Origin of the sequence: Tsukamurella ocularis, from assembly GCF_965138335.1 — a bacterium.
Taxonomy (GTDB): Bacteria; Actinomycetota; Actinomycetes; order Mycobacteriales; family Mycobacteriaceae; genus Tsukamurella; species Tsukamurella ocularis_A.
On record NZ_CBCSDV010000040.1, the window covers coordinates 1 to 16,495 of the forward strand.

Here is a 16,495-nt window from a genome sequence, read left to right on the forward strand (position 1 = left end):
GCGTGATGCCGGCGGCCCCTCTCGGGACGTGCGTGATGCGGTGGGCTCAGTAGCCCTTGGCCGCGGCCTGCTGCAGCATGGCGAGCACGGCGGGATCGACCTGCTGGCCGCCGCTCTGGGCCTGCGAGATGACCTGGTTGATGTACGCCGAGTTGACCGACTTGCCGGCCTGCGCGACGGGCTTCGCAGCGGGCTTGGCGACCGGCTTCGCGGCGGGCTTCGCGGCCGGCTTGGCCACCGGCTTGGCGACGGGCTTCGCGGCCGGCTTGGCAGCGGGCTTGCTGACAGGCTTGGTGACCGGCTTCGTGGCGCCGGTGTCCGTCGGGGAGACGGTGCGCGGGGTCGCCGAGCCGAGGCCCGTGCCGCAGGAGGGCCATGCGCCCTTGCCCTGGCCGGCGAGGACCTTCTCGGCGATCGCGATCTGCTGCGCGCGGCTGGCCTGGTTGGCGGTGGGGGCGTACTGCGTGCCGCCGTACGAGGCCCAGGTGGACGGGCTGAACTGCAGGCCGCCGTGGTAGCCGTTGCCGGTGTTGATGGCCCAGTTGCCGCCGGACTCGCACGCGGCGACCTGGTCCCACTGGGAATCGGGGGCGGCGTTCGCGGCGGGGGCGGCGAGCGCGAGACCCGCGCCACCGAGCATCGCGCCCGCGGCGGCGACCTTCGCGGCGCTCAGGCTGGTGGTGGACTGCTTGCGGTGACGACCGGTCATCGTGTGAAGTCTTTCCTCTCTACGCGCGTGCGAAGTTAGCTGTCGGGTTCGAGCGAGAGGCTGCTCGGCCGGTTGCCCGGCTTGACCCCTAGGGCGTGTGCCCTGCGGCCTCGCGGCCGCGGATGGTTCCTCCGCCTTCGTCCAGGTGTAGATCTTTGGTGCACTTCCCGGATCGAACACTGGACGAAGCTCTGCGCTGCGAACGATCGGGTGGCTGCTGCTGCGGCCCTCAGCGACGGTAACAGACCCCGCCCCGTGGCCCAACCGTTACCGGACCGTGATTTTGCGATCTGTGATTGATGTCACTCTGCGGGCGGGGGTGGGTCAGCCGCCCGCGAAGGGCGGCAGGACGTCGAGCATCGACCCCGTCGCGGGCGCCTCGACGTCGCGCACCGCCACCTCGTCGAGCAGGAAGCTGCAGCGCGTGAGTACGCGGCCCAGGTCCGGGTGGCGCGCGGCGAGGAGGCGGGCGACCTCCGCGACCGTGGCGCCGTCGGGTACGGGCACCGTCTCCTCCGCGATGCCGGCCGCGGCGCGCGCGGCGGCGAAGTACCGGATCAGCACTCCGTCAGCCCCCGATCGCGCTCATGGGGCGCGCCGGCTGCAGGAAGGAGGGGTCGTCGATGCCGTGGCCGGCCTGCTTGCCGAGCATCGCGGCGAGCCACGCGTCGGCGATCTCCGTGTCCGTCGCGCCGCCGCGCAGCAGCGGCTTGAGGTCGGTCTCGTCGGCCGCGAACAGGCACGTGCGGATCTGGCCGTCGGCCGTGAGACGGACGCGGTCGCAGTCGCCGCAGAAGGGCCGCGTGACCGAGGCGATGACGCCGACCGTCGCCGGGCCACCGTCGACCAGGAAGCGCTCGGCGGGCGCGCTGCCGCGCGGCTCCCCGTCGGGCGTGAGGGTGAACTCGCGGCGAAGCTCGGCCAGGATGTGCTCGGCCGTGATCATGGTGTTCCGGTCCCACGTGTGGTCGGCGTCGAGCGGCATGTGCTCGATGATCCGCAGCTCGTACCCCGCGTCGAGGCACAGCCGCAGCAGGGGGCGCGCGTCGTCGAGCCGCCCGGGGCCGAGGACGGCGTTGACCTTCACCGGGGTGAGGCCGGCGTCGGCGGCGGCGCGCAGGCCGGCCAGGGCGTCGTCGAGGCGGTCGCGACGGGTGACCTTGGCGTACTCCTCGCGGTCGACGGTGTCGAGCGAGACGTTCACCCGGTCCAGGCCCGCGCCCGCGAGCTTGGCGGCGTGCCGGGCGAGCGACAGCCCGTTGGTGGTCAGCGAGATCTCGGGCCGCGGTTCCAGTGCCGCGGCGTGCGCGACGATCCGGTCGAGGTCCGCGCGCAGCAGCGGCTCGCCGCCCGTGAATCGGATCTCCGTGATTCCGAGGTCGCGGACGCCGATGGTGATGAGCCGGTCGATCTCCGGCCCCGTCAGCACGTGCTCGTTGGCCAGCCACGGCAGGCCCTCGGCGGGCATGCAGTAGGTGCACCGCAGGTTGCACCGGTCCGTGAGGGAGACCCGCAGGTCGCGTGCGACGCGCCCGTAGCGGTCGACCAGCGGCCTCATGGCCGCGGCTCGCCGTCTCCGGTCCGCCCGCCGAGGATCACGGCGATCACACCCAGGAGGAAGCCGACGGGCGTGAGCGGCGTCAGCGCGTACACCCAGGTGGGTGCGGTGGTGCCGCCCGCGAGGAGCGGCGTGAGGAACAGGGCGGCGATCGCGATCAGCCCGATCGCGAAGAGTGCGATCGAGACGGAGACGGCGCCGGAAACGAACTTGCCCATGCCTCTAGACTAGTCCCAGTGCGTCTCGCCGATCGCGGGGCGCGTTTTGTTGTTCTTAGTGCAGAGCGGGTGACGAGCAGTGCCTACCGGCAAGGTCAAGTGGTACGACGCGGACAAGGGCTTCGGCTTCCTCTCCCAGGAGGGCGGGGAGGACGTCTACGTCCGGTCGTCGGCGCTGCCCGACGGCACCGACGGGCTCAAGCAGGGCCAGCGGGTCGAGTTCAGCATGGCCGCGGGACGTCGCGGCCCGCAGGCGCTGACGGTGACCGTGCTCGAGCCGGTGCCGTCGGTCTCCCGGGGTGCGGGAGCGCAGCGCGGCCGCCGGCCGGCCGCGGACCGTCGGCCCGCCGAGGATCTGAACGTACTGATCGAGGACATGATCCAGCTGCTCGACGTGGGCGTGCAGCCCGAGCTGCGCAAGGGGCGCTACCCCGACCGCAAGGCCTCCGAGCAGATCGCCAAGGTGCTCCGCGAGATCGCCCGCGAGCTGGACGCGTAGCGCGTCCGTCCTCCCTCGGTCAGCGCTCGCGCGCGACCAGCAGGGGGAGGAAGCAGTCGTCGACGATCTCGGCGATGTCCTCGGCCGGCACCGGGCGCAGGGTCATCGCCATCTGATGGCGCACCAGATCGGCGGGTAGTCGCACGATCCGGTCGGTGACCCGTGCCGGGTCGATCTCGCCGCGCTCGACGGCCCGGGCGACGGCCTCGTGCATCGACCCCGCCCGGGGCCCGACCAGGAGCTCCCGCAGGTCCGCGGGGGAGTCGCCGGATTCGGCGAAGAACTCGCCCAGCCGCGTCTGCAGCAGGATCATCAGCTCGACGCGGTTCTTCGACATGGCCGTGAGCAGCGCGATCGCGTCGCCGCGCAGCGAACCGGTCGCGGGCTGTTCCGCCACCGGCGTCCCGCCCCGGTGCGCGAGCGCGGCCCGGAGCAGTTCGACCCGACCGGGCCAGCGGCGGTACAGCACGGACCGCGACGTCCCGGCGCGAGCGGCCACCGCCTCCAGGGTGAAGTCGCCGTAGCCCCCGTCGGCGAGTTGGTCCCACGCCGCCTCCAGGATCGCCTCCTCGAGCGCCGCGCCGCGTCGGCGGGTGCGCGGTGCGGGCAAATTTGAGTCCACTTGCGTATCTTATCAACATGCCGCACATTAGATGCATGACTGTATCTAATGTGCGGGGGCGGGCACGACCGATGCGCGCGCTCATCGCGACCCTCGTCCTCGGCGCGTTCGCCCCGATCCTGGACACGACGATGCTGACCATCGCGGTGCACACGCTGGTCGTCGACCTGCACACCGATGTCGCGAGCATCCAGTGGGTGAGCACGGCGTACCTGCTCGCGCTCGTCGTCACGATCCCGCTGTGCGGCTGGCTCGACGCGCGTCTCGGCGGTCGGCGGCTGTGGCTGGCGGCGCTCGTCGTCTTCGCGGCCGGCTCCGCGCTGTGCGCGCTCAGCTGGAGCCCGATGAGCCTCATCGTCTTCCGCACCGTGCAGGGCGCCGCGGCCGGCGTGCTGATGACGAACATGCAGACCATCGCGGTGCGTGCGGCCGGGGCGGGCTCGGTGGCGCGGGTGACCGCGGCCTTGGGCGTGCCCATCGCGCTCGGGCCCCTGATCGGCCCCGTCCTGGGCGGCGCCCTCCTGCATTGGGCGGACTGGCGGTGGATGTTCGCGATCAACGTCCCGCTGTGCGCGCTCGCGGTCGTGGCGGCGCTCCGGGTCCTGCCGGACGACGCGCCGGTGCGGGGCGACGCGGTGCCCCCGCTGGACCGCACCGGCCTGGCGCTGCTGGCGCCCGGGATCGTCCTCACCTTCTACGGGCTCGCGGAGCTGGCCGGGGGCGGCACGTCGGGCGTCCTGCTGCTGGTCGTGGCCGGGGCGGTGTTGATCGCGGCGTTCGGGGTGCATGCGCTGCGGGTCGGCGACCGCGCCCTCGTCCGCGTGCGACTGCTGCGCGTGCCGACCGTCGCCGCGGCGACGTCGGCGGGACTCGTCGTGGGTGGCGCGCTCATGGGGACGATGTTCCTGTTGCCGCTGTACTGGCAGACGGTCCGCGGCGACGGGGCGCTCACGACGGCACTGCTCCTGATGCCCCAGGCGGTGGGGGCGCTCGCGCCGCGGTTCTTCGTCGGCGGCCTGGTGGACCGGTTCGGTCCGCGTCCGGTGGCCGTCTCGGCGCTCGCTCTGATGGCGGTCGCGACGGTGCCGTTCGCCTTCGTCACGGCCGCGACGAATCCGGTCGTCCTCGCGCTCGTGCTGTTCGTGCGCGGGCTGGGCCTCGGCGCGGTGCTCGTTCCGATCCTGTCGTCGGCGTACACCGGGCTCTCGCGCGACCAGTTCCCGCACGCCTCGATGTTCACCCGGGGCGCGCAGCAGCTCGGCGGCGCGATCGGCGTCGCCGCGGTGGCCGTCGTCCTGCAGGCGGGACTCGCCCACAGCTCCGCCGAGTCCGCGTTGCACCCCGCGTTCTGGGTGATGGCGGCGGTCACCGCCCTCGGCGTCGTCCCCGCGCTCCGCCTACCGGGGCGGGCGGACCGGACCGGGTGAAGCTCAGTACTCGCCGCCGGTCACGGCTTCTGGACCAGCGCGTAGTCCTTGGCGACGCTTTCGGCGAGGGTATCGATACCCCATACCGCCTGCGACGGGATGTCGCCGGATGCGTCCAACACGTCCGACGGCACCGAGATCTCGACCGCGGTGACCAGCACGTCGTCCGTCGACTTCAGGACCAGGGTCGCCCCGGCGGGTTCGGTGTGGGTGACGTGGTCGAGCCACGCCGTGCGGGTGCGGGTGTCGAGGCGCTGCACGGTGAGGAACCACGGGCGCGACGTGATGTAGTCGGGCAAGGAGATGACGATCGCCTGGCCCGGCTCGACGCTCAGCCGAGCGGGCTTCCGGGGCTGGTCGCACTCCTGCGCGCGCACGTTGGTGCAGAAGTTGTTGGGCGCGACGTTCAGCATCGTCTTCCCGACGGTGGCCTGCAGCGTCGGCCGGGGCTCGGGCTCGTCCCGCTTGTCGAGCCCGGCGACGACGGTGAAGGCGAACAGCACCGCCGCCGCGATCGCGAACACCGCTCCGGCGAGGAGCAGCTTCGGGCTGGGCTTGATCATCGGAGGACCCCGTTCATCATGAGTGCGCGTTCATCGTGGGTGGGACGTGTTCCGGGCGCTTGCCGCCGAAGTTGGGGACCAGCGAGCCGCCGCGGTAGGTCAGCACCGTCTGCACCGTGCCGACGACCATGATCGCGGCGACGGTCGCGAAGCCGATCCACAGCGTGGGCGGCAGCAGCACGCCGAGCGCGGCGCCGCCGACCCAGCCGAGCTGCAGCGCGGTCTCGGACCGGCCGAACGCGGAGGCCCGGGACTCGTCGGGCAGGTCGTCCTGAATGGACGCGTCGAGGGAGACCTTGCCGAGCGCCGACACCCCGGACGCGACGAAGGTCACGGCCGCGATCACCACGAGATTGCCGAAGACCGCCGCGACGNTCGCGCCGACGGTGGCCGCGATCGTCGCCTGCACGACGATCCGCGCGGGCCGCGGCAACTGCAGCCGGGCGCCGATGCCGTTGCCGATGAAGTTGCCGATGCCGGCGGCGGCGCCGACCGCGCCGATCATCAACAGTGACTCGGTGGCGGAGCCGCCCGCCGCCTGCTGGGCCTTGCTGTAGAAGGCGATGTACAGGGTCAGGAAGCCCGTCAGCACGCGGATGGTGGTGTTGCCCCACAGCCCGGTGACCACGCTCCGGCCGAGCGGCGCTCGCAGGTTCTTGAACGCCGCACCGAAGCCCGCCCGCTCTCCGGAATCCGACACCGATGCGGCGTACTCCGCGTTGCGGGCCATCGCGCCCGTGTACGACAGGGTGGTGGGCACCTCGCCCGCCGTGCTCTCGACCCGCTTCGGGATGCGCAGGCACGCCACGGCCCCGAGCACCGCGAAGACCATGAGCGCGTACATCCCGCCGGGGATGTGCAGCATCCGGCTGAGCCCGAACTCGGCCCCAGTGGCGATCGCGCCGCCCACGCCCGAGCCCACGACCAGGCCGAACAGGGTGAGCCGCGAGTTCACCCGGGCCAGGTCGATCGACGGTGGCAGCACCCGCGGCACCACCGCGGATTTGAGCACCGAGAAGGATTTACTCATCACCATCATCGCGAGCGCGCACGGATAGAGCACCCAGGGATCGAAGTTGACGGTGTTGTTGATCGAGTCGTACGAGCAGTTCGTGATGAGCAGCACCGCCAGCGCCACGCGGATCCCGAAGGACGCCGCCAGCGCCACCCGCCGCCCGTGCTGGATGCGGTCCAGCAGCGGCCCCATGAACGGCGCGATGATCGCGAAGGGCGCGATGTTCACCAGCAGGTACAGCGCGACCTTCGACTTCGACTCGGCCTGCGCCGCCGCGAAGAACAGGGTGTTCGCCAGCGCCACCATCATCGCGGCGTCGACGGCGTTGTTGAGGATCACCGGGTAGGTGAGCGCGGTCAGGCCGGACTTGTCGGCACCGTCGGCCCTGGTGGCCTGATGCCACTTCGCGATCCCCGCCTCGGTGATCTCTCGGCTGCGCATGGCCGCCACCCGGGTGACGGTGATCTTGCGCGGCATCCGCCGATGCTCCTCCTCGGCGGTGCGGCGGTCGGCGGCGGTGGGCGTGTCCTCGAGCGGTGGCAGGTGGTGGTTCGACGTGTACTGCGGGCGCGCTGCGCCGCGCTCGGTCGCCTGATCGCGGGAGTCGTGCTGCCCCGCGTTCGACGGTGCCCCGTGCCGCACGGACTGCCCGCTGTGGGCACGCGGCGTCGGCCCCGGACGGCGCCGGGGCTCGTCGGGGGGATACTGCTGTTGCCCCGGATGACCGCTCACACCGACCATTGTTCCGCATCCGCGACGATGCCGTCTTCGGGGGCGTGTGCCGCCCGCCTGCACCTGCGCGGCCGCCATCCGGCACAATCGGACGGGTGAGTTCCGCATTGCAGTCAGGTGCCGCGGTCGACCTCGCGCGCGCCGTACTGGAGGCCGACGAGGGCGCCCGGGTGGGCGCGCACGTCGCCACGGTGGTCGAGGACGAGTTCGCGGCGGCCCATTACTTCGAGGCCGACCTGCCCGCGTACCGCGGCTGGCAGTGGTGCGCCGTGATCGCCGCCACGCCCGGCGGCGAGCTCACGGTGTCCGAGACCGCGCTGCTGCCCGGCCCCGGTTCGCTCACCGCGCCCGAGTGGGTGCCGTGGGAGGAGCGCATCCGCGCCGGCGACCTGGCCCCCGGTGACGTGCTGCCGCCCCGCGAGAACGACGCCCGCATCGAGCCCGGCCACACCCTCTCGGGCGACCCGGCGGTCGACGACGTGGCCGGGGAGATCGGCCTCAACCTCGAGCGCGTGATGTCGCGGTTCGGCCGGATCGACGCCGCCGAGCGCTGGCTGGCCGGCGACTTCGGTCCCGAGTCCGAGATGGCCCGCTCCACCCGCTACCACTGCGGCGACTGCGCCTTCTTCCTCCCGCTGGCCGGCGCCCTGGGCGCGGCCTTCGGCGCCTGCGGCAACGAGTACTCGGCCGACGGCCACGTCGTGCACGCGCACTACGGCTGCGGCGCCCACTCCTCGGTGACGGCACCGTCGGGCCAGGGGAGCCCCGCGTACGAGCCCTACGACGACGGCGCCGTCGAGAAGGTCCCCGCCGAGCAGGCCTGACATGGCCGCCGATCCGTTCGGTACGGCCGCGCTGCGGCGCGCGACCCTCGCCGCGTGGCGCGATTCGCCCACCCGCGCCGCGGAGGACCTCGCCGCCGAGCGGGACCTCGTCACCGTCGGCTACCGCGACCGGGTCACGGTCGAGCTGGCGCAGAACGCCGCCGACGCCGCCTCCGCGGCGGGGATCCCCGGCGAGCTGGCCGTCTGGGCCGAGGCCGACGGCGTGCACGTGGCCAACACGGGCGCGTCCCTGTCGCAGGCGGGGGTCGAATCCCTCGCGGCGCTGCGCGTCTCGCCCAAGTCCGACGGGGCCGCGGTCGGCTCGGTCGGCCGGTTCGGGGTCGGCTTCGCCGCCGTCCTGACGGTGACCGACCATGTCGAGATCCGCTCGGCCGACGGCGGTATCGCCTTCTCCGCGGCGCGCTCCCGCGCCGACGCCGGGCTGGACGAGGTCGCGGCGATGCGGCTGCCCTACCCGGTGGCGACGCCGCCGCGGGCGGGCTTCGCGACGGAGGTGGTGCTGATCGGCGCCGATCCCGCGCTGGTCGCCGAGTTCGCCGCGCAGGCGCAGGACCTGCTGCTCGACCTGCCGGCGCTGGCGGCGATCACGGTCGCGGAGGAGCGCTGCGCGGCGCCCGATCTCGTGACCGGGCACGGCCCGCACGCGCGCTGGGTGATCGGCGCGGACGCGCGGTTCCTGCACGCGCCCACCCGCACCGACGAACCGCTGACCCTGCCGGTGCGGGTCATCGCCGACCTCCCGACCACGCCCGACCGTCGCCGCCTGCATCCCGACGCCGACGTCGCGCTCGCCGCCCGCGGCTACGCCGCCTTCGTCGCCGCGCAGCCCGACCCCCTGCCGCTGCTGCCGCCGCGCCGCCCGCCGGCGGGCCCCGTCGACGCCCTGCTGCGCGAGGCCGTCGAGGACGAGCTGCGCGGGCACGCCTGGGTCCCGGGGCCCGACGGTACGCGGCTGCGCCCGGACCGCGCCGCGGTGCTGCCGGGGCTCACCGTTGAGCTGAACGACCTACTGTGCGAAGCGCTTCCGCTCGTGCCGCCCGCGTACTCCTCGGTGCCGGACGCGGCGCGCCTGGTCGCGCTCGGCGCCCGCGAGCTGACCGCGGCGGACCTCGCGGACGCCGTGCCCCGCGATCGGGATCCGGCCTGGTACGGCGAGCTGTACGCCGCGCTCGACGCCGCACGGCTCCCGGCCGACGACCTGGGTGCGCTGCCGGTGCCCCTCGCCGACGGGCGCGTGGTGACCGGTGCGCGCGGCGCGGCCCTGGTCGCGGGCGATGCCGAGGCGCTGGCGCTGGTCACGTGGGCGCGCATCGTGCACCCCGCGGCGGCGCACCCCCTGCTGGAGCGCGCGGGCGCCCGCACGCTGGGCGCCGCCGACCTGCTCGGCGATCCCGCGCTGCGCGAGGAGGTGGGCCGCATCGACTGGGAGGCCGGCGCCGGCGACGAGGACGTCGAGCTCACCGAGGCCGTGCTGGGCCTGCTCGACGAGGGCGGCACCGTCGGGCCCACGTGGCTCGGCGCGCTTCCCGTCCCGGCCGACGACGGTGCGCTGTACCCCGCGGACGAGCTCCTGGCCGCGGCCGCGCCGCTGCGCGCGGTGCTCGGGGAGGACCACCCGTACGGCACCGTCGACCCGGACTTCGAGGCGCGGCACCCCGCCGAGGCACTGCGCGCGATCGGCGTGGGCTGGTCCTTCGGCGTGCTCCGCGAGCCGCTGCCGACCGGGCCCGACGCGACGTTGGACGGCGCCGAGGAGTGGTGGGCGCAGTTGCCGGCCGAGCCCGACGAGCTGGTCGCGGTCCGCGACCTGGACCTCGTGGAGCACTGGGAGCCCGCGTACGAGCTGCTCGCGGACCTGCCCGGCGTGCTGGACGATCCGGACGGCTACACCGCCTGGTGGCTGCACACCCGCACCGACCTGGGGCGGCTGCGGGCGCCGGACGACGAGACCTTCGCCGGCCTGCTCGACCCGTGCACGCACCCGGCCGCGCCGCGGCTGCGGGCCGCGCTGCTGCACGCCGTGCGCACGGCCGCCGACGCGCAGGTGCTGGCCGACGCCCTCGCCGACCCCGCCCGGACGCCCGCGCCCGCGGTGGTGATCGCGGCGCACCGGGCGATCGCGGGGCACCGGCTGCCCGATCTGCCCGCGCGGGTGCGGGACATCGACGGGGAGGTGCTCGACGCGGACGACGCCGCGGTCCTCGATGTGCCGCACGCCCGGTTCACGGCGTCCGGCCTGGTGTTCGGCGGGCTGGACGTCGCGGCGGCGCTCGCCGACACGCTGGACCTGCCGCTCGCGGGCGCCGAGACCGTCGCGATCCCCGCCGGCGGCGAACGCTTCGCGCGCGGCGCGCACCCCGGCGTCACCCTCGCCCAGGCCCTCGGCGAGCTGCCCGACGCCGTCGAGGTGCACGTCCACGACGACCTCGTCGTGACGGTCGCCGGGGGCGAGCGCCGCGTCCCGTACGTGGTCGTCGACGGCGTCCTGCACGTACAGTCGAGCCGGTGGTGACCGACGGCGACGCATGGCCCAACCCCGTCGATCAGGGTGCGCTCGATTGGATGCTCTCGATCCGTGGTGACGCGCTGACCGTGGCGATGCGCGTGATCACGACGGTGGGCAACACCGCGTCGATGTGGGCCATCGGCATCGCCGGGTTCCTCTACCTGCTGCTGCGCCGGCAGCAGCGGGAGTGGGCGCTGTACTGCGGCCTGACCCAGCTGTTCGGGCTCGGGGCGATGGTCGTCCTCAAGAGCCTCTTCGGGCGCGAGCGGCCGCCGATCCCGCCGCGGCTCGTGGTGATCTCCTCCGAGAGTTTCCCGTCCGGCCACGCGCTGAACTCGATGGTGGTGCTCGGGACGTTCGCCGTGACCGCCTACGCGCTGACGGGGCGCCGGTGGCCCCTCGCGGCCGCGCTGGCCGGCTCGATCGCGATCGGCCTGAGCCGGGTGTACCTGGCGGCGCACTGGCTGCTCGACGTGCTGGCGGGATGGGCGATCGGGGCGCTCGTGGTCGCGGCCGGACTGCTGGTGCTGCGGCTCACACGAGGCCGCGCTGTGCTCCCCGATCGCCGCGCAGGGCCGCCCGCCGCTGCAGGGTGAGGACCGTCGCGCCGAAGGCCCCGACGCCGACCCCGCAGGCGCACACGATCCACGCGGCGCCGAAGGTCTCGCGCGCGAGCAGGGTGATGACGAGGGCCACCGCGAACGCCACGGTCCCGGCGATCACGACGGGGCGGGGCTCCGTCGCGGCGCGGGGGAGTTCGGGCGCCGCGACGGCGTTTCCCGGCTCGTTCCCTTGAAGGTTCATCGTTACTCCCGGGGTTCATGCGCGCAATTGCACTTGCCAGATGTACTCTAACGCCGTGACTGACAATGACGATCGGCTGGCGGGAGATCTTGCCCTCGCCACCGTGCGGTTCGCCCGCCACCTCCGCGGCCGGCGTCGCGATTCGCTCGTCTCCCTGACGCAGCTCTCCGCGCTCAACGCGCTCGCGAACGACGGGCCCCTCACCCCGGGGCAGCTCGCGGCGCGCGAACGCGTTCAGCCGCCGTCGATGACCCGGGTCATCGCCTCCCTCGCCGACCTGGGGCTGGTCCGCCGCGCGCCGCACCCCACCGACGGCCGCCAGGTGATCGTCAGCCTGTCCGACGAGGGCGAGCAGATCATCACGGGCGAGGCCGCGGCCCGCGAGGCGTGGCTGCGGGGCAAGCTCGACGAGCTCTCGCCGGAGCAGCGTGCGACCCTCGGCGACGCCGTGGGAATTCTCAATGGCCTCATCGCCGCGGAAGAGAAGTAAACGGAATATCTCCGCATTTTTCGATCATTAATCGAACGGCCCTATCGGTGTGATTTCCGATAGGGCCGTTCCTTATCCGGTTTTGAATCACGGGTCACCGTTCTTTCAGAACGTCGTCCCGAGTTCCGGCTGCCGCTCCGTGCGGAATACGGACAGTGCGCCCGCGTCGCCCCGGATCCGGCCGGCCCGCGCCATCGTCCCCGGCGCCACCGCGCCGAGGTACAGCCCGGCGAGCGTCGGCCCGGTCAGCTCGACCGACGGTGCCTCGTCCGTCGCCCGGCAGCGCGCGACGCCGCCGGTGACGGTGAGCCGGTACGCGGCGCCGTCGACGCCGAGGACGAGATCGCCGTCGGTCTCGTAGGTGCGGGCCTCGAGCGCCGCGGGCACGTCGAGGAAGGCCAGCCACAGGCGATCCTTGCGGCCGGTGACGGCGACCGATCGCGGGTCGACGAGCATCTCCCGCAGCGGATGGTCCGCCGGTAGGTCGACAGTCACCTCGTCGAACGTGTCCAGGCCGAGGACCGTCTGCCACAGGTCGGCGGCGGCCTCGGCGGTGAGGGTCTTCACGTCGTCGAGCTGGGCCCGGTCCTTCTCGTCCACCCGGTACGTGACGTAGCCGTCGGGGTGCAGCAGGTAGCGGCGGGCCGTGCCGCCCCAGCGCGCCCACTCGGGATCGGCGTGGAAGAGCTCCCAGAACTGTTCCGCCGACGCGGATCCCGGTGTCGCGGCGTGCCATCGGCGGTAGAGGTCCTCGACGGCGTCGCGCGCGGCCGCCGGCGCGGTGATGCGGGTGCGCAGCGGGCCGGGGATCGGATCGCGCAGCCGCGCGGTGCGGCGGGCGACGGTGACCTCGTCGATCTGGGTCGCGACGCCGTAGCCGAAGCGCTCGTAGATGGTGCCCTCGCTCGCGGTGAGGACCGCGACGGCGTTGCCGGCGGCCCGGTAGCGGGAGTGCAACTCGTCCAGCATCTTCCGCAGCACGCCGAGGCGGCGGTGGCTGGGCGCGACCGACACCCAGGTGACGCCGGGCGCGTCGAGCTGCGCGCCGCCCGGCACCGTCAGGGTCAGGGCGAACGAGCCCGCCACGCCGACGAGCGCGCCGTCGGTGGTGTCGCGCGCCACGACGAACCGATCCAGGTCCAGGGTGCGCCGGATGAGCGGTGCGGCTTCGGCTTCGAAGGGGGAGCCGAAGGCGTGCACGTCCTGTGCGTACATCTCGGGCCAGTCGGCTTCGGTGGCGGTACGGATCTCGATCACGTAGTTCGATATTAGGCTGATGGGGTGCCGGCGCAACCGATTTATCCGATTCACGACGCGGATGACCCGCGGCTCAGCGACTTCCGCAACCTGTCCGCCGCGGACAAGCGACCCGACCTCGCGCGCGGCGTCGTGCTCGCCGAAGGCGTGCCGGTGGTGGAGCGGATGCTGGCGTCGCGCTTCGTGCCGCACGCGATCATGGGCGTCGAGTCGAAACTGGCGCGGCTGGAGGGCGTGGCGCCCGACGTGCCGCGGTACCTCGTGACGGCGGACCTCATGGCGCGAGTGGTGGGCTTCCACCTCAATCGCGGGGTGCTCGCCGCCGCCCGCCGGCCCGCGCCGTTGGAGGCGGGCGCGGTGCTCGACGACGCCCGGACCGTCGTCGTGCTCGAGGGCGTCAACGACCACGAGAACCTGGGCTCGATCTTCCGCAACGCCGCGGGCCTGAGCGCCGACGCCGTGCTCTTCGGCCCGCGCTGCTCCGATCCGCTGTACCGGCGCGCCGTCCGGGTGTCCATGGGGCACGTGCTGCTCGTGCCCTTCGCCCACCTGCCCGCGTCCGGCTGGCCGGCGTCGGGCCTGGGCGTGCTGGCGGAGAGCGGTTTCCGGACGGTGGCGCTGACCCCGTCGGGGGAGCGGACGGTCGCGGAGGCCGTGGACGGCGCGCCGGAGCGGGTGGCGTACCTCGTCGGCGCCGAGGGGCCGGGGCTCACGCCCGAGACGATCGCGGCGGCCGACGTGCGTGCGCGGATACCCATGTCGCGCGGCACGGATTCGCTCAACGTCGCCACGGCCGCGGCGCTGGCCCTGTACGAGCGCGCCCGCACGTGAGCGGCCCCCGGTACACGCCCTGGATCACCGGCACCGCGGTCGCGGTGGTGGTGGCGCTGCTCGGGGGCGGCGTGCTCTCCGGTCTGTTCGTGGCGGTGATGGCCGTGGGCCGCTGGCTGGGCCTGTTCCTGCTCGCGCTCGGCACGGCGGGCGCGGTGCCGGTGCTGACCGCGTACCGTCTGCGCCCCGTGGCCCGGTGGTTCTGCGCGGGCTTCGCCGGGGCGATCGTGATCGCGTGGCTCGCCGCCGTCGCGGCGCTGTCGAGCGGGCTCGTCTGAAAGCTCGTCCGATCGCTCGTCCGAAACCTGGGCGAAAAACTTAGGACTACTATCGGACGGGTGCCCAGCGTCTTCGTTTCCCTGCGAACGAGGAACTACCGGCTCTGGGCCGGCGGCCAGTCGGTGAGCCTGGTGGGCACGTGGATGCAGCGCGTCGCCGAGGACTGGTTGGTGCTCGACCTCGCGCACGGCCGCGGCTGGGTGCTCGGCGTGGTGATGGCGCTGCAGTTCGGGCCGACCCTGTTCCTCTCCGCCTGGGCGGGCCTGCTCGCCGACCGGTACGACAAGCGCCGCGTGCTCATGTTCACGCAGACCGGGGCGGCGGCGTGCGCCGCGGTGCTGGCGGCGCTGACGCTCACCGGGGTGGTCGCGCTGTGGCACGTCTTCGTGCTCGCGTTCGTCTTCGGCTGCGTGACGGCGATCGCCGGTCCCTTCCGGCAGGCGTTCACGATCGAGATGGTGGGGCCGGAGCTGCTGCCGAACGCGATCGGCCTGAACTCCATGGTGTTCAACGCCGCCCGGATCGTGGGCCCCGCGATCGCCGGCCTGCTCATCGCGGGCGTGGGCACCGGGTGGGTGTTCGCGGTGAACGCGGTGTTCACCGGCGCCATCGTCGCGGCCCTGCTGGCGATGAGGGTCGGGGAGTTGTTCCCATCGCCGCCGGTGGAGCGGGCGCGCGGGCAGTTGCGGGCCGGCTTCGCGTACGTGCGGCGGCGGCGGGAGCTGACGCTGGTGATGATCGCGGTCTTCTTCGTCTCCACCTTCGGCATCAACTTCCCCCTGGCGCTGTCGCTACTGGCGCGCCAGGGCTTCGGGCTGGGCGCCGACGCCTACGGCCTGCTCTCGACGGTGCTCGCCGTCGGCACGCTGACCGGGGCGCTGCTCGCCGCCCGCCGCACCGGGATGGCGTCGCTGCGGACCTGCCTCGTGGGCGGCTGCGCCTTCGGCGTGGCATCGGTGCTGGCGGGGCTGGCGCCGTGGTTCGCTCTCGTGGCGGTGCTGCTGACGGTGGTCGGGCTGCTGCAGATGGCGTTCACCACCTCGGCGATGAGCATCATGCAACTGTCCGTGGATCCCGAGTACCGCGGCCGCGTGATGGGCATCTACATGCTCGCCTTCCTCGGCGGTACGCCCCTGGGCGCGCCGCTCCTCGGCGCGATCGCCGACGTGACGACCCCCGCCGCGCCGCTGCTCGTGGGCGGCGTGATCTCTGCCGTCACCTGCGGTCTCTGCGGCCTGTACGCGCTCCGACGGTCCGCCGCCGCGGAGGCGTTGCGGGAGGACGGCGCGCGGGGTGCGCCGGCGGGTGCTGCGGAGGGCGGTGGCGCGGCGGGCGCGGACGCTGCCGCGCGCGGGGAGTAGTAGTCGCGCGGAACGGCTATGCGGCGGGGGAGCGATCAGAAACCGAAGAAGCTGCGCACCTTGCCGCGGTCCTCGTAGCCGGGGTCCTGCTGCTCGACCGGGGGCTGCGGCGCACCGTCGGCCTGGCCCTGGCCCTGGACCTGCTGCTGGAGCGAGGCGGGCACGAAGTCGATGACCTGGATGCGTGCCGGGTCGAGGTCCGTCGGCGCGAGTGGGTGCGTGTAGCGGAAGCCGAGGATCTCGCGGTTCGCCTGCTCCGCGAACTCCATCGGGTGGAAGGGCAGGGCCCGCGGGTCGGGGACGACGCCCTCGGCGTAGGTGAGCGGGTGCTCCCCGGCCCAGAACGGCCCCTCGAAGATCTCGGGCAGGCCCTCGTCCTCGAGGATGTCGACGGGGTGCGCCGAGAACGACCGCTTCGGCGCGCCGTCGGTGCGCAGTGCGAACCCGCCGACGGCCCGCTCCGGGGCCGCGATCAGCAGGAAGGCGCGGTGCGCGGGCACCAGGTTCCACCATGATGCGTCGAGGTCGCCCGGCCGGTCCACGCGCAGGCCGGCGTGGGTCACCACGGTCAGCCCGCCCCACGCGGCCACGTAGACGTGCCCGGGTAGCGGATCGGCGGCGCGGGCCAGGGATTCGGGGCGGCCCACGACGGGCTCCCCGAGCACCTGCTCGGCGATCGCGCGCGATGCGGCCTCGTCGGGCCTGCCCACGATGGCCAGGATGCCCTTCGGCTCCGCGACGTCGATGAACCAGAGCGTCGCAGCTGTAGCGCCCACGAC

The 16,495-nt window shown here is 73.5% G+C and carries 18 protein-coding genes, 2 pseudogenes and 1 riboswitch; of the genes and pseudogenes, 9 read left to right on the plus strand and 11 right to left on the minus strand.

Annotated features, from left to right (window positions below; genetic code table 11):
• Positions 1-46: 46 nt before the first annotated feature.
• The 4 genes from ACNAYW_RS22645 to ACNAYW_RS22660 form a co-directional block, all read right to left on the minus strand.
• Positions 47-709, minus strand: coding sequence for a transglycosylase family protein (locus ACNAYW_RS22645; protein ID WP_415851880.1), 663 nt, complete (start codon positions 707-709; stop codon positions 47-49).
• Positions 710-719: 10 nt separating this feature from the next.
• Positions 720-866, minus strand: a riboswitch (cyclic di-AMP (ydaO/yuaA leader).
• A 167-nt stretch (positions 867-1,033) separates the two neighbouring features.
• A complete protein-coding gene (locus ACNAYW_RS22650) occupies positions 1,034-1,273 on the minus strand; it encodes a MoaD/ThiS family protein (protein WP_415851881.1) in 240 nt (79 codons plus the stop codon).
• 4 nt (positions 1,274-1,277) lie between these two features.
• Positions 1,278-2,267, minus strand: a complete 990-nt coding sequence (gene moaA / locus ACNAYW_RS22655; protein WP_415851882.1) for a GTP 3',8-cyclase MoaA — start codon at positions 2,265-2,267, stop codon at positions 1,278-1,280.
• Positions 2,264-2,485 (minus strand): hypothetical protein, encoded by a 222-nt coding sequence (locus tag ACNAYW_RS22660; protein WP_415851883.1) that lies wholly within the window; start codon positions 2,483-2,485, stop codon positions 2,264-2,266. Before ACNAYW_RS22660 ends, moaA begins: the two co-directional genes overlap by 4 nt.
• A 79-nt stretch (positions 2,486-2,564) precedes the next feature.
• Between ACNAYW_RS22660 and ACNAYW_RS22665 the strand changes: the two genes are divergently transcribed.
• Positions 2,565-2,984 carry a cold-shock protein gene (locus tag ACNAYW_RS22665; protein ID WP_415851884.1) on the plus strand — a complete coding sequence of 140 codons (420 nt, stop codon included), beginning with the start codon at positions 2,565-2,567 and terminating at the stop codon, positions 2,982-2,984.
• A gap of 19 nt (positions 2,985-3,003) precedes the next feature.
• Here the strand turns inward: ACNAYW_RS22665 and ACNAYW_RS22670 are convergent, their stop codons facing one another.
• On the minus strand, positions 3,004-3,606 hold the full coding sequence (locus ACNAYW_RS22670; RefSeq protein ID WP_415851885.1) for a TetR/AcrR family transcriptional regulator: 603 nt from the start codon (positions 3,604-3,606) through the stop codon (positions 3,004-3,006).
• A 35-nt stretch (positions 3,607-3,641) separates the two neighbouring features.
• Between ACNAYW_RS22670 and ACNAYW_RS22675 the strand changes: the two genes are divergently transcribed.
• Positions 3,642-5,033 (plus strand): DHA2 family efflux MFS transporter permease subunit, encoded by a 1,392-nt coding sequence (locus ACNAYW_RS22675; RefSeq protein WP_415851886.1) that lies wholly within the window; start codon positions 3,642-3,644, stop codon positions 5,031-5,033.
• Between the two features lie 20 nt (positions 5,034-5,053).
• Here the strand turns inward: ACNAYW_RS22675 and ACNAYW_RS22680 are convergent, their stop codons facing one another.
• The 3 genes and pseudogenes from ACNAYW_RS22680 to ACNAYW_RS22690 form a co-directional block, all read right to left on the minus strand.
• Positions 5,054-5,596, minus strand: a complete 543-nt coding sequence (locus tag ACNAYW_RS22680; protein WP_415851887.1) for a DUF2771 family protein — start codon at positions 5,594-5,596, stop codon at positions 5,054-5,056.
• A gap of 16 nt (positions 5,597-5,612) precedes the next feature.
• Positions 5,613-5,970, minus strand: a pseudogene (locus ACNAYW_RS22685) (MFS transporter); the annotation flags it as partial.
• Between the two features lies 1 nt (position 5,971).
• Positions 5,972-7,352: pseudogene (locus ACNAYW_RS22690) on the minus strand (MFS transporter); the annotation flags it as partial.
• Between the two features lie 86 nt (positions 7,353-7,438).
• On the opposite strand from ACNAYW_RS22690, the gene ACNAYW_RS22695 reads away from it, so the two are divergent.
• Genes ACNAYW_RS22695 through ACNAYW_RS22705 form a run of 3 tightly spaced genes read left to right on the plus strand, consistent with a single transcriptional unit; the run spans position 7,439 to position 11,290 of the window.
• Positions 7,439-8,167, plus strand: coding sequence for a DUF3027 domain-containing protein (locus tag ACNAYW_RS22695; protein WP_415851888.1), 729 nt, complete (start codon positions 7,439-7,441; stop codon positions 8,165-8,167).
• A gap of 1 nt (position 8,168) precedes the next feature.
• A complete protein-coding gene (locus ACNAYW_RS22700; RefSeq protein ID WP_415851889.1) occupies positions 8,169-10,700 on the plus strand; it encodes a sacsin N-terminal ATP-binding-like domain-containing protein in 2,532 nt (843 codons plus the stop codon).
• Entirely contained in the window at positions 10,694-11,290 is a 597-nt protein-coding gene (locus ACNAYW_RS22705) for a phosphatase PAP2 family protein (RefSeq protein ID WP_415851890.1), read from the plus strand. The genes ACNAYW_RS22700 and ACNAYW_RS22705 overlap by 7 nt, the downstream gene beginning before the upstream one ends.
• On the opposite strand, the gene ACNAYW_RS22710 is transcribed toward ACNAYW_RS22705, so the two are convergent.
• Positions 11,229-11,498 carry a DUF2530 domain-containing protein gene (locus ACNAYW_RS22710; RefSeq protein WP_415851891.1) on the minus strand — a complete coding sequence of 90 codons (270 nt, stop codon included), beginning with the start codon at positions 11,496-11,498 and terminating at the stop codon, positions 11,229-11,231. The two genes, ACNAYW_RS22705 and ACNAYW_RS22710, sit on opposite strands and share 62 nt — an antisense overlap.
• 55 nt (positions 11,499-11,553) lie before the next feature.
• On the opposite strand from ACNAYW_RS22710, the gene ACNAYW_RS22715 reads away from it, so the two are divergent.
• Complete coding sequence (locus ACNAYW_RS22715) at positions 11,554-11,988, plus strand: MarR family winged helix-turn-helix transcriptional regulator (RefSeq protein ID WP_415851892.1); 435 nt, start codon at positions 11,554-11,556, stop codon at positions 11,986-11,988.
• A gap of 105 nt (positions 11,989-12,093) precedes the next feature.
• Here ACNAYW_RS22715 and ACNAYW_RS22720 read toward each other — a convergent pair whose 3' ends face one another.
• The gene (locus ACNAYW_RS22720) at positions 12,094-13,245 is read right to left on the minus strand and encodes a GNAT family N-acetyltransferase (protein ID WP_415851893.1); all 1,152 of its coding nucleotides are present in this window, start codon (positions 13,243-13,245) and stop codon (positions 12,094-12,096) included.
• Positions 13,246-13,269: 24 nt separating this feature from the next.
• Between ACNAYW_RS22720 and ACNAYW_RS22725 the strand changes: the two genes are divergently transcribed.
• The 3 genes from ACNAYW_RS22725 to ACNAYW_RS22735 are packed head-to-tail and all read left to right on the plus strand — an operon-like array spanning position 13,270 to position 15,716.
• Positions 13,270-14,076, plus strand: coding sequence for a TrmH family RNA methyltransferase (locus tag ACNAYW_RS22725; RefSeq protein WP_415851894.1), 807 nt, complete (start codon positions 13,270-13,272; stop codon positions 14,074-14,076).
• Entirely contained in the window at positions 14,073-14,354 is a 282-nt protein-coding gene (locus tag ACNAYW_RS22730; protein ID WP_415851895.1) for a DUF2537 domain-containing protein, read from the plus strand. The genes ACNAYW_RS22725 and ACNAYW_RS22730 overlap by 4 nt, the downstream gene beginning before the upstream one ends.
• A 60-nt stretch (positions 14,355-14,414) precedes the next feature.
• A complete protein-coding gene (locus ACNAYW_RS22735; protein WP_415851896.1) occupies positions 14,415-15,716 on the plus strand; it encodes an MFS transporter in 1,302 nt (433 codons plus the stop codon).
• Positions 15,717-15,751: 35 nt separating this feature from the next.
• Here the strand turns inward: ACNAYW_RS22735 and ACNAYW_RS22740 are convergent, their stop codons facing one another.
• The gene (locus ACNAYW_RS22740) at positions 15,752-16,492 is read right to left on the minus strand and encodes a DUF6928 family protein (protein WP_415851897.1); all 741 of its coding nucleotides are present in this window, start codon (positions 16,490-16,492) and stop codon (positions 15,752-15,754) included.
• Positions 16,493-16,495 lie beyond the last annotated feature (3 nt).

Bases quoted from the DNA above. Each gene is read 5' to 3' on its own strand.
- ACNAYW_RS22645 (WP_415851880.1), bottom strand. From the start codon at position 709: ATGACCGGTCGTCACCGCAAGCAGTCCACCACCAGCCTGAGCGCCGCG.
- moaA (WP_415851882.1), bottom strand. From the start codon at position 2,267: ATGAGGCCGCTGGTCGACCGCTACGGGCGCGTCGCACGCGACCTGCGG.
- ACNAYW_RS22660 (WP_415851883.1), bottom strand. From the start codon at position 2,485: ATGGGCAAGTTCGTTTCCGGCGCCGTCTCCGTCTCGATCGCACTCTTC.
- ACNAYW_RS22675 (WP_415851886.1), top strand. From the start codon at position 3,642: ATGACTGTATCTAATGTGCGGGGGCGGGCACGACCGATGCGCGCGCTC.
- ACNAYW_RS22680 (WP_415851887.1), bottom strand. From the start codon at position 5,596: ATGATCAAGCCCAGCCCGAAGCTGCTCCTCGCCGGAGCGGTGTTCGCG.
- ACNAYW_RS22700 (WP_415851889.1), top strand. From the start codon at position 8,169: ATGGCCGCCGATCCGTTCGGTACGGCCGCGCTGCGGCGCGCGACCCTC.
- ACNAYW_RS22710 (WP_415851891.1), bottom strand. From the start codon at position 11,498: ATGAACCTTCAAGGGAACGAGCCGGGAAACGCCGTCGCGGCGCCCGAA.